The organism is Nocardioides sp. (genome assembly GCF_031397825.1).
GTDB lineage: Bacteria > Actinomycetota > Actinomycetes > Propionibacteriales > Nocardioidaceae > Nocardioides.
In genome coordinates this window covers 1-11137 of sequence record NZ_JANNML010000111.1, presented here as the reverse complement: position 1 = coordinate 11137, position 11137 = coordinate 1, and the positions used below count along the sequence as shown (strand labels likewise).

The 11137-nt window shown below is 70.3% G+C and carries 6 protein-coding genes; 1 reads left to right on the top strand and 5 read right to left on the bottom strand.

The annotated features are described in order from the left end of the window. From glgB to RMN98_RS09770, 5 genes are all read right to left on the bottom strand, one after another. The coding region (gene glgB, locus RMN98_RS09790; protein ID WP_309648628.1) for a 1,4-alpha-glucan branching enzyme at positions 1 to 1473 on the bottom strand (1473 nt) is incomplete at its 3' end. Continuing rightward, complete coding sequence (locus RMN98_RS09785) at positions 1470 to 2918, bottom strand: maltokinase N-terminal cap-like domain-containing protein (RefSeq protein WP_309648627.1); 1449 nt, start codon at positions 2916 to 2918, stop codon at positions 1470 to 1472. The genes RMN98_RS09785 and glgB, both read right to left, overlap by 4 nt. After that, positions 2915 to 4693 (bottom strand): maltose alpha-D-glucosyltransferase, encoded by a 1779-nt coding sequence (gene treS / locus RMN98_RS09780; RefSeq protein ID WP_397209273.1) that lies wholly within the window; start codon positions 4691 to 4693, stop codon positions 2915 to 2917. The genes RMN98_RS09785 and treS overlap by 4 nt, the downstream gene beginning before the upstream one ends. Beyond that, on the bottom strand, positions 4609 to 6582 hold the full coding sequence (locus RMN98_RS09775) for a maltotransferase domain-containing protein (RefSeq protein ID WP_309648625.1): 1974 nt from the start codon (positions 6580 to 6582) through the stop codon (positions 4609 to 4611). Before RMN98_RS09775 ends, treS begins: the two co-directional genes overlap by 85 nt. Before the next feature lie 95 nt (positions 6583 to 6677). Beyond that, positions 6678 to 10133, bottom strand: coding sequence for a M36 family metallopeptidase (locus RMN98_RS09770; protein WP_309648624.1), 3456 nt, complete (start codon positions 10131 to 10133; stop codon positions 6678 to 6680). Between the two features lie 138 nt (positions 10134 to 10271). Here RMN98_RS09770 and glgP point away from each other — a divergent pair. Then, positions 10272 to 11137: alpha-glucan family phosphorylase (gene glgP, locus RMN98_RS09765; RefSeq protein ID WP_309648623.1), on the top strand; the 866-nt coding region annotated here is incomplete at its 3' end.

Sequence of the window (11137 nt, the reverse complement as noted above, 5' to 3'; positions counted from 1 at the left end):
GCCCAGGCCGCCCTCGCTGGTGGGCCCGGTGACGCCCGGCCAGGAGGTCGACTCCTCGGCGATGGTGACGACGCCGGGCACCCGCTTGTAGACGGTGGCGTTCATCTCCTGGAGGAACTGCACGGCCTCGAGGTTCTCGCGCCCGCCGTGCTTGTTGGGCGACCACTCGCCCTCCTCGCGGGCGTAGTCGAGGTAGAGCATCGAGGCGACGCCGTCGACGCGCAGGCCGTCGGCGTGGAACTCCTCGAGCCAGTAGAGCGCGTTGGCGTAGAGGAAGTTGCGGACCTCGGGGCGCCCGAAGTTGAAGATGTGGGAGCCCCACTCCTGGTGCCAGCCGCGCTGCGGGTTGGGGTCCTCGTAGAGCGGGGTGCCGTCGAAGCTGACCAGCGCCCACGGGTCGGTCGCGAAGTGCCCGGGGACCCAGTCGAGGATGACGCCGATGCCGGCCTGGTGCAGCCGGTCGATCAGGCGGCGCAGGCCGTCGGGGTCACCGAGGCGGGAGTCCGAGGCGAAGTACGACGTGACGTGGTAGCCCCAGGACCCGCCGAACGGGTGCTGCATGACGGGCATCATCTCGACGTGCGTGAAGCCGAGGTCCTGGAGGTAGGGGACCAGCTCGTCGGCCAGGTCGTCGAAGGACCGGCCGCTGCGCCACGAGGCCAGGTGCACCTCGTAGATCGACATCGCCTCGGTGACCGCGGAGCCCTCGGCGCGCGCCCTCATCCAGGCGTCGTCCTGCCAGGTGTGCTGTGACTCGAAGACGACCGACGAGGTCGCGGGCGCAACCTCGGAGTAGGACGCCATCGGGTCGGCCTTCTCGCGCCAGTGGCCGTCGGCTCCGAGGACGACGTACTTGTAGCTCGTGCCCGAGCCCACGGCCGGGACGAAGAGCTCCCAGACGCCGGACTGCCCGAGCTGGCGCATCGGGTGCTCGCGCCCGTCCCAGCTGTTGAAGTCAGCCTTGAGCCGCACCGCGCGCGCCGCCGGGGCCCAGACCGCGAAGGCCGTGCCGCTGATCGGCTCGCCGCCGGGAACGTCGTAGTGGTGCACGTGGGCGCCGAGGACGTCCCACAGCTGCTCGTGACGACCCTCGTTGATCAGGTGCAGGTCGACCTCGCCGAGGGTGGGCAGGAAGCGGTAGGGGTCGTCGAGTACGTGCGTTCCGCCGCCGGCGTAGGTCGTGGCGATCCGGTAGTCGGGCACCTCGTCGCCCGGCACGACGCCGACCCAGATGCCCTCGTGCTCGTGCACCAGCGGGGTCTCGGCGCCGCCATGACGCAGGACGACGGACTCGGCGAGCGGACGCAGCACGCGCACGGTGATCGCGCCGTCGTGCGGGTGGGGGCCGAGGACGGCGTGGGGGTGGCCGTGCTCGCCGTGGACCACCTGGGCGAGCTCGGCGGTGTCGACCGGCTTGGCGCTCGGGGTGGAGGGAGCGGAGGGAGTGGTGGGGGTGGGGTGGGTGTCGGTCATGTCGTCACGATCCTCGCGATGGCTTCGAGCGGGATGGAGATCCAGGTCGGTCGGTTGCGCTTCTCGTAGACGCACTCGTAGACCGCCTTGTCCGCGACGTAGGCGTCCAGCAGGACCCGCTCGTCCGGCCCGACCTCGCCGCCGGCGTAGGCGACCAGGAAGTGGTTGCGGTTGCGGTGCGCCCACTCGTAGGCGCGCACGTTGCGCTGGTTGACCTCGGCGAGGTCGTCGTCGGAGCGGGTGCGCTCCACGACGTGGGGGGCGTAGTCGAGGGAGCGCAGCATCCCCGCGACGTCGCGCCAGCGCGAGTCGGGCAGGCTCCGCTCGGCCAGCGTCTTGGCCGGCTCGCCCTCGAAGTCGACGATCTTCCAGCCCAGCGCCGTGCGCAGGGTCTGACCGAGGTGCAGGTCACCGTGGATCTGCTGCACCTCCACGTCCGGGAGGGCGGCGACCGCGGCATAGAGCGCGTGCAGGCCGTCGGCGTACGACGCGAGGTCCGGGACGACGGCGAGCGCGGCGTCGAGCCGGGCCGACATCGCCGCGCCGACCGCAGCGGCCGAAGTGCTGCCGCGACCGGTGGGGAAGTGCTCGGCCAGGGCGTCGTGCACCTCGCGCAGCGCCTCGCCGAGGCGTGCGGACTCACCGGCGAAGTCGCCACCGACCTCGCTGGCGTGCAGGTCGGCCTCGGCGAAGAGGTTGCGCACGCTGGTGAGCGCGATGTCCCAGCCGTCGGTGGCCGTGCGGAGGAACTGCTGGAGCATCGCCAGCTGGGTCACGTCCCCGTCGGGGGACACGTGCTCGACCCAGCCGTAGAGGGCCGCGACGTGCTCGGACCCGGCCCGGGTCAGCACGTCGTGGACGCGCACGTCGGGGTTGATGCCCGGCGTCACCTTGCGGAAGACCTTCATCAGGGCGTCCTCGCCGAAGGACACCGAGGAGTTGGACTGCTCGCCGGTGAAGAGCGTGGACGTGGCCGTCGTGTCGACCGCGTGGCCCGGGATCCGGTGGAACACCAACCCGCCCGCTGCGAGGGTGCCGGCAGGCGCGTCCGCGGCGGCGGAGAAAGCGTCGAGCCAGCAGGCCATCGCGGCGCGGTCGTGGAGCGCGTCGTAGGCGTGGACCCAGCCGCGACCGGGCTCCTCCCACCATCCGACGAACGCGTGGTCGAGGCGGGTCTCCGGCTCGGCGTAGAACGCCAGCGGCACCTGGTAGTGCTCGACGCGGTGCGGGTGGTCGGCCGGCACGTCGTCGTAGGTCAGCTCCACGAGGTGGAGCGCGACCCTGGGCTCGGCGCCGGTGGCGGGGGTGAGCTCCCCGAGACGGCGTACGCCGGTGACGGTGAACGGTCGCCCCTTGCCGCCGAACCAGCGGGTCTTCTCCACGTAGGTGACGAAGACCTGCGGGTCCACGTGGTCGATCTGGGTCGCGCTCGGCTCGGTCGTCACAGCAGCTGCCCCTCCTGGGGGTTGTCGCTCGGGGTCAGGCGGAACCAGTAGAAGCCGTAGCCGCCGAGCGTGAGCAGGTAGGGGAGCTCGCCGATGCGGGGGAAGGGGACCTCCCCGAGCATCTCGATGGGCACCAGCCCCTCGAAGCGGCGCAGGTCCAGCTCCACCGGCTGCGGGAAGCGCGAGAGGTTGTTGACGCAGAGGATCACGTCGTCCCCGTGCTGGCGGGCGTAGGACAGGACCGTCGGGTTGGAGCCGCCGAGGTCCTCGAAGGTGCCCAGGCCGAAGGCGTCGTGGCCGCGACGGGCGTGGATCATCCGGCGCATCCAGTGCAGCAGCGAGGAGGAGTTCTCCAGCTGGGCCTCGACGTTGACGCTCTGGTAGCCGTAGACCGGGTCCTGGATCGCGGGCAGGAAGAGCTTGCCCGGGGTCGCGGAGGAGAAGCCGGCGTTGCGGTCGGGGGTCCACTGCATGGGGGTCCGCACTCCGTCGCGGTCACCGAGCCAGATGTTGTCGCCCATCCCGATCTCGTCACCGTAGTAGAGGACGGGGGAGCCGGGCAGCGAGAGCAGCAGCGCGTTGAAGAGCTCGATCTGGTTGACGTCGTTGTCGAGCAGCGGGGCCAGCCGTCGGCGGATGCCGATGTTGGCCTTCATCCGCGGGTCCTTGGCGTACTCGTTCCACATGTAGTCGCGGTCCTCGTCGCTGACCATCTCGAGCGTGAGCTCGTCGTGGTTGCGCAGGAAGATGCCCCACTGGCAGTTGCCGGGGATGGGCGGGGTCTGCTCGAGGATCTCCGAGATGGGGAAGCGCGACTCGCGTCGTACGGCCATGAAGATGCGCGGCATCACCGGGAAGTGGAAGCACATGTGGCACTCGTCGCCGATCCACTCGCCGGCATCGTCCTCCGCGCTGCCGAAGTAGTCCACGACGTCGGCCGGCCACTGGTTGGCCTCGGCCAGCAGGATCCGGCCGGGGTAGTGCTCGTCGACGTAGGAGCGCACCTTGCGCAGGAAGGCGTGCGTCTCGGGGAGGTTCTCCCCGTTGGTGCCCGGTCGCTCGTAGAGGTAGGGCACGGCGTCGAGACGGAAGCCGTCGAGGCCCATGTCGAACCAGAACGAGATGGCCTCGATGATCGCGTCGTGGACGGCCGGGTTGTCGTAGTTGAGGTCCGGCTGGTGGGAGAAGAACCGGTGCCAGAAGTACTGCTGACGGACCGGGTCCCAGGTCCAGTTGGAGGGCTCGGTGTCGACGAAGATGACCCGGGCGTCCTGGTAGAGCTCGTCGGTGTCGGACCAGACGTAGAAGTCGCCGTAGGGACCCTCTGGGTCCTCGCGGCTGGCCTGGAACCACGGGTGCTGGTCGCTGGTGTGGTTCATGACGAAGTCGATGATCACCCGGATGCCGCGGGCGTGGGCCTCGTCGAGGAAGTGGTGGAAGTCCTCGACGGTGCCGGCCTCGGGGAGGATGTTGGTGAAGTCGGCGACGTCGTAGCCGCCGTCGCGCAGCGGCGAGGAGAAGAACGGCGGGACCCACAGGCAGTCGACGCCGAGCCACTGCAGGTAGTCGAGCTTCTCGGTGAGCCCCTTGAAGTCACCGGTGCCGTCGGCGTTGGAGTCCCGGAAGGACCGGACCATCACCTCGTAGAAGACGGCTGTCTTGAACCAGTCGGGCGTGTCGGCGGCAAGGGTCACGCAGTCCTCCTGACGGTCAGCACGTGCGCGGGTTCGTCGTGCGGGTCGAGGCGCACGTAGCTGTGCTGGCTCCAGGTCCAGTCGGCCCCGGTGATCTCGTCGTGCACACCGAAGCTGTCCTGACCGGCCAGGCCGAGCGAGGCCAGGTCCAGGTGGACCATCGTCTCCCGGGTGCCGTGCGGGTCGAGGTTGACCACGACGATGACGGTGTCGTCGCCGGCGGTCTTGGAGAAGACCAGGACGTTCTCGTCGTCGGCGCTGTGGATCGTGACGTTGCGCAGCAGCTTCAGCGAGGGGTGCGCGCGGCGGATCTCGTTGAGGCGGGTGAGGTAGGGCGCGAGGGTGCGGCCCTCCGCCTGCGCGGCGTCCCAGTCGCGGATGCGCACCTGGAACTTCTCCGAGTCGAGATACTCCTCGCTGCCGGGTTTGACCGCCACGTGCTCGTAGAGCTCGTAGCCGGCGTAGACGCCCCAGCTGGGGGAGCCCGTCGCGGCGATCACGGCGCGGATCTTGAACGCCGCGGGACCGCCGTACTGGAGGTAGCCGTGGAGGATGTCGGGGGTGTTGACGAAGAAGTTGGGCCGCATCAGGTGGTCGGACTCGCTGGACAGCTCGGTGAGGTACTCCTCGATCTCCCAGCGAGCGGTGCGCCACGTGAAGTAGGTGTAGGACTGGTGGAAGCCGATCGATCCGAGCGCGTGCATCATCGCCGGCCGGGTGAAGGCCTCCGAGAGGAACAGCACGTCGGGGTCCGTGCGTCGGATCTCCTTCAGCAGCCACTCCCAGAAGGCCAGCGGCTTGGTGTGCGGGTTGTCGACCCGGAAGATCCGGACGCCGTGGGACATCCACAGCCGGACCACGCGCAGCACCTCCCGGCAGATGCCGGTGGGGTCGTTGTCGAAGTTGACCGGGTAGATGTCCTGGTACTTCTTCGGCGGGTTCTCGGCGTAGGCGATGGTCCCGTCGGCCCGGGTGGTGAACCACTCGGGGTGGCTGGTCACCCAGGGGTGGTCGGGGGCGGCCTGGAGGGCCAGGTCGAGCGCGACCTCGAGCCCGAGCTCGCCGGCGCGTGCCACGAACGCGTCGAAGTCGGCGAAGTTGCCGAGGTCGGGGTGGATCGCGTCGTGCCCGCCCTCGATGGACCCGATGGCCCACGGTGAGCAGGGGTCGTCGGGGCCGGGGGTCAGGGTGTTGGTGGGGCCCTTGCGGTTGACCTCAACGATCGGGTGGATAGGTGGCAGGTAGATCACGTCGAAGCCCATCGCGGCGACGGCGTCGAGACGACGGGCGGCGGTCTCGAAGCTGCCGCTCATCACGATGCCGGTCTCGGGGTCCTTGGTGGCGCCCTCGGAGCGGGGGAAGAACTCGTACCAGCTGCCGTAGAGGGCGCGCTCGCGGTCGGCGAAGGCGGGGTAGGGGCCCTCGACGGACACCAGCTCGCGCAGGGGATTGGCGTCGAGCACGGCCACGAGCTCCTCGGACCTGAGCTGGGCCAGGCGGGCTGCGACCGGTCGCTCGGTGTCCGTGGCCGCCTGGACGGCGCCCGTGACGACGGCGCGGGCGGGTCGGTCGTCGCTCGGGAGGTCGGCGAGGACACGCTCGAGGAGCAGGCGTCCCTCGAGGAACATCAGCTCGACGTCGACCCCGGCGGGGATCTTCAGTCCTGCGTCGTGCTGCCAGGTGGCGATCGGGTCGGACCAGGCGTGCACCTCGAAGGTCCACACGCCGACGGCGTCGGGGGTGACCGCGGCGTGGTAGCGGTCGGGCACCTCGGCGTCGGGCGTCATCCGGACCGGAGGTCGCCTCGTGCCGTCCGGTCCGACGAGGACGACCTCGGTCCCGAGCTTGTCGTGCCCCTCCCGGAACACGGTGGCGCTGACGGGGAGCGGCTCACCGACGGTGGCCTTGGCGGCCTGCCGCCCGAGGTCCACGACGGGCATGACGTCCATGACGGGGATGCGGCCAACCATGCTTCCACCCTTGCCGGTCGGTGGGTGCCACGCAAGCCAGGACGCCCTGTCTCCCCCCGGAGGGTGAGACAGGGCGCCCTGTGGTCCGCGTGCGCTCAGAAGACCTGGAGCTCGGCCGCGTGCACGATCGTGCCCCGGTCGGACGCGGTCTTGCAGTCGGTGTCGTTGAGCGGGTCGGCGTCCTGCTCGCCGGCGTAGCCCGCGAAGCCGGTGCACTGGTTCTCCAGCACGACCAGGCGCACCGCGGCGGCCTTCGTGGCGCCGATCGAGAAGGACCTCAGGTTGAGGTCCGGCGCGACGGGACGGGGACGCCGCGACGGGAACGCGTCGCCCTTCGAGGTGAAGGCGCGCTTCCAGACTGCCGACGGCTTCGAGCAGGCCTTGACGCAGGTCTCGATCGCGAAGCGACGCAGCGCGGTGAAGCGGGACCCGGAGTCGGGGTCCGCCGCGAACGGCAGCTCGGTCCCCGAGGCGGGCGCCGGGGTGAGGTAGGCGCTCACCTGGACCCGACGGATCGTGCGGACCCCGCCGGCGAGGTCGACCGCGACGAAGGGCTTGGAGGCGTCGACGTTGGCGGTGGTGACACCACCCCAGTTGGTCTTCTCGGTGCCGTCGATCAGGAAGCCCGGGTTGCGGGAGCCCGGGGTCGAGCGGATCACCTTGGCGCCGGCAGCCTTGGCCGCGAGGTTGGTCCGGTCCGCGATCCGGTAGGACGACCTGCCCGGCTTCACGGTCAGCGTGAAGCGGGTGAAGCCACGGGTCTTGGAGACGAACAGCATCCGGTAGCGACCGGGGGTCATCGAGACGACGCTGTCGAGCTTCGTGCCCTTCAGGGTGTCACCCACCGGCGTCACCCGGGCCTCGTAGTCGCCGACGAAGAGCCTGCCGGGGCTGGTGCTGCGGAAGGTGACCGACCCGTTCCTGCTCTTCGGCGAGGCGAAGCTCGGGGTCGGCTCACTCGAGTCGGCGTTGGGCACCGAGGCGCCCTTGCCCATGCCGCGGCGGGCGAAGGCGTCCCACATGACCTTGGTGTTCTCCCCGTCGAAGCGCATCCGGTCGGCGGCGATCATCGCGTCGCGGGCGTCGAGCATCGACGTCGCGCCCTGCTGGAGCAGGAACGAGTCGAACATGAGCTGGACCCAGCGCCGGTTGCCCGGGCAGAACTGCGGGCGCTGCACGCCCTTGTCGCGGTTGCCCTGCGCGCACTTGAGCTGGAGGTTCTTGCGGTCATAGCTGAAGCGCGGGTTCTTGTTCCACTTGTTGACGAGGGCCTGGCGGACCTCCCACTGGGTGCCGTTCCAGATCTCGCCGTCCGCGTGGACCTCCGGGCCCGTGGTGTCGAAGCCGTAGTCGGAGTAGTTGAGCGGGTTGCGGTTGATCGCGTAGTCGCGGATGGCGACGTCCTTGTTGCCGGTGGCGTAGACGCCGACGGCCCAGACGTTGCCGCCGTTGTCGTAGCCGTGGCTGAACTGGTACTCCGCGGCGACCAGGTCGCTCCACGACTCACCCATGGCGCCACCCTGCTCGGAGGTCAGCCCCTCGTCGGGACCGCCGACCATGCGGTTGCTGATGGCGTGGGTGTACTCGTGCCCGACGATGCCCATGTCCAGGCCGCCGTCGGTGCACGGGGCGTAGAAGGCGCCGGCGATCGGCTGGAAGAGGTACTGGTTGGTGATGCCGGGGACGCCGTCCTGCAGCGCGATCTGGTTGGCGTTGTCGCGACCGAGGAAGGACGGCTGACCACCGCTGAGGGCACCGGCCTGGGCGTTGCCCACCTCCGGGTCGTTGTCGAGGCCACCGCGACCGATGTTGTCGAGCTGGAGGTTGTAGTTCCGCTCGTTGAAGCCGAGGTAGTAGGAGTAGTCATGCATCCGGTTGTGGGTCACGAAGAGGTTGGTGACGCTGGCGTTGATGTCGTTGCCGCCCGGCACGAGTGCGCTGGGGCTGCAGCGGCTGTTGTTCCACGCGTCGGTGAAGGGCGTCGTGTAGTCCTGTGTCGCTGAGACCGGTGCCTGGAGCAGGCCGCCGGGCGTCAGCGGACTGGCCCAGGCCTCGTGGGTGTTGGCGTTGTTGCCGATGGTGGTCAGCGAGGAGGTGCCGGTGTTGGTGAGCACGTCCCAGGGGCCAGGTGCCTGGATGTTGCGCAGCGGCCCGGTGCTCAGGTTGCACCCGGCTGCCACCAGCCAGCAGCCGATGACGCTGTTGCGTGGGGTGGTCCTCGAGGAGAAGTCCAAGCTCGGGTTGGCCGGGAAGAAGCGCCACCGGGGGTTGGGGGAGAGGTCGCCGGCGCCCGGACCGGCCTGGTCACTGGTGGTGATCGACGCGGCGTAGTTGCCCGGCGGCAGGAACGGCACGGTCGGGTCCGCGAAGGGGCACACCTGGAGGGCGTAGGTGCCGGCCGGGATCGAGTCGGCGGCGTACGTCGCGGTCTCAGGGCTGGTGCCGAGGTCGCCGGTGACCAGCAGCTGGTTGCCGGGCCCGAAGATCTTGACCTCGATGTCGTTGGCAGCGTTGACCGTCGAGGCGACGGCCACGATCTGCTTGGTGGCGTTGTCGGTCAGCTCGAAGGCGTGCTTGGGACCGCACTCGGTGGCCGTGATCGAGCCGGTGAACGGGACGAAGTCGCTGCTGTTCTCGACCTTGTTCTCGCGGTGCAGGACCTCACCGGTGACCGCGTCGATCATCACGGTGTAGCCGAGGGCCTGGCCCGCCGCGACGTCGACGACGTTGGACTCGAGGACCGGTCGGACCGAGCCGTCGGCCATCGCCAGCGCCCGGAGGCGCACCAGCTGCTCCTGGTCGAAGCCCGGGACCTGGAGCCGTGTCCAGCCGTCGGAGACGGTGCGCGTGACCAGGTCGAGGTCGGCGAGAGGGATCTCCCGGCCGACGGCCGCGGCCGCCTCGAGCCAGCCCTCGAGCGGGGTGAGGGTGGGGGCGGCGGGCGTGCCCGTGGTCTTGCTGATCGAGGACGATGCGTAGGCGATCTGGCCGTCGGCCACCCCCACGGTCACCATGCTGGCCAGGGCCGGGGTCAGGTTGCCGAAGCGCTGGCGGAAGAGCACCGCGCGCGCGTCGCTGAGCGCGAACGGCTGCGAGCTGACCACGTCGAGGGCGGCAACCTGCGCGGGGGTGAGCCCGAAGACGGTGGCGTTGCGGGCCAGCCACGTGCGTGCGGCCTCCACCGGGTCGGCGGAGGTGGCTGTCGCCAGCGCGCCGTCGGTGGGCAGGAGGGAGGAGGGAGTGCCGAAGCGGTTCCACCGGACGTCGACGACGCCGAGGCGGGCGACCGCCTTGCGCTGGGCGACCGACGGCAGTGCCGTGCCGCGGGCGTCCACGTCGTCGAGACCGTGCACCGGGTCGCCGAGCGTGCGGACCTCGCCCAGGTCGACCTCGTCGGCGGCTGCGGTGGCAGCGCTCGGCAGGGACGGCGCGGACGAGGTCGGGGTGTCGGCCAAGGCCGGCAGCTGGAGGAGCCCGGGGACCAGGGTGGCGGTCAGGAGGGCTGCGGCGGTCAGCGTGTGTCGACGCCTCCGAGAGGGCAGTGAGGTCATGACCTCTCAACGCCGGAGGCCGGTGATCGTTATGGAGCTCGGAGCGCTCGGGGCACTCCGGGACAGGTGGTTCACAATCCTGGGACAGTTTCGCGAGATCTTTGGATCGTTCCAGAAAATGCCGGTAGCGTCCTCCGGGTGCGCGCAATCCGACGATTCACCGTCCGTCCCGTCCTACCGACCGCCCTGGCGGCGCTGAGCGACCTGGCGGGCAACCTCCGCTGGTCCTGGCACCCCGAGACGCAGGACGTCTTCGAGGAGATCGACGCCGTGCTGTGGGAGTCGACCGGACACGACCCGGTCAAGCTCCTCGGCGCCGTCGGGCCGGCCCGACTCGAGCAGCTCGCCACCGACGCGGGCTTCCTCGAGCGGCTGCAGACCGCCTCCGCTGACCTCCAGGCCTACCTGACCGGCGAGCGCTGGTACCAGCGCCGCGGCGCTGCGACCGGCCCCGCCGCCATCGGCTACTTCTCGCCCGAGTTCGGCATCACCGCCGTGCTCCCGCAGTACTCCGGAGGCCTCGGGATCCTCGCCGGCGACCACCTGAAGGCCGCCAGCGACCTCGGCGTGCCGATCGTCGGCGTCGGGCTGCTCTACCGGCACGGCTACTTCCAGCAGTCGCTGTCGCGCGACGGCTGGCAGCAGGAGACCTACCCGGTCCTCGACCCCGACGAGCTGCCGATCTCGCTGCTGCGCGAGCACGACGGCTCCCGGGCGATGATCTCGATCGCCATGCCCGGCGGCCCCGACCTGCTGGCCCGCATCTGGGTGGCCAGCGTCGGCCGCGTCCCGCTGCTGATGCTCGACACCGACGTCGAGGGCAACCCCGACCACTACGTCGACGTGACCGACCGGCTCTACGGCGGCACGAGCGAGCACCGCCTGCGCCAGGAGATGCTCCTCGGGGTCGGCGGTGTGCGCGCGCTGCGCGCCTACTCGCGCATCACCGGGGCCCCCGCGCCCGAGGTCTTCCACACCAACGAGGGCCACGCCGGCTTCCTCGG

Coding starts and splice junctions, on each gene's coding strand:
- RMN98_RS09775 (WP_309648625.1), bottom strand. CDS start 6,582: ATGGTTGGCCGCATCCCCGTCATGGACGTCATGCCCGTCGTGGACCTC.
- RMN98_RS09770 (WP_309648624.1), bottom strand. CDS start 10,133: ATGACCTCACTGCCCTCTCGGAGGCGTCGACACACGCTGACCGCCGCA.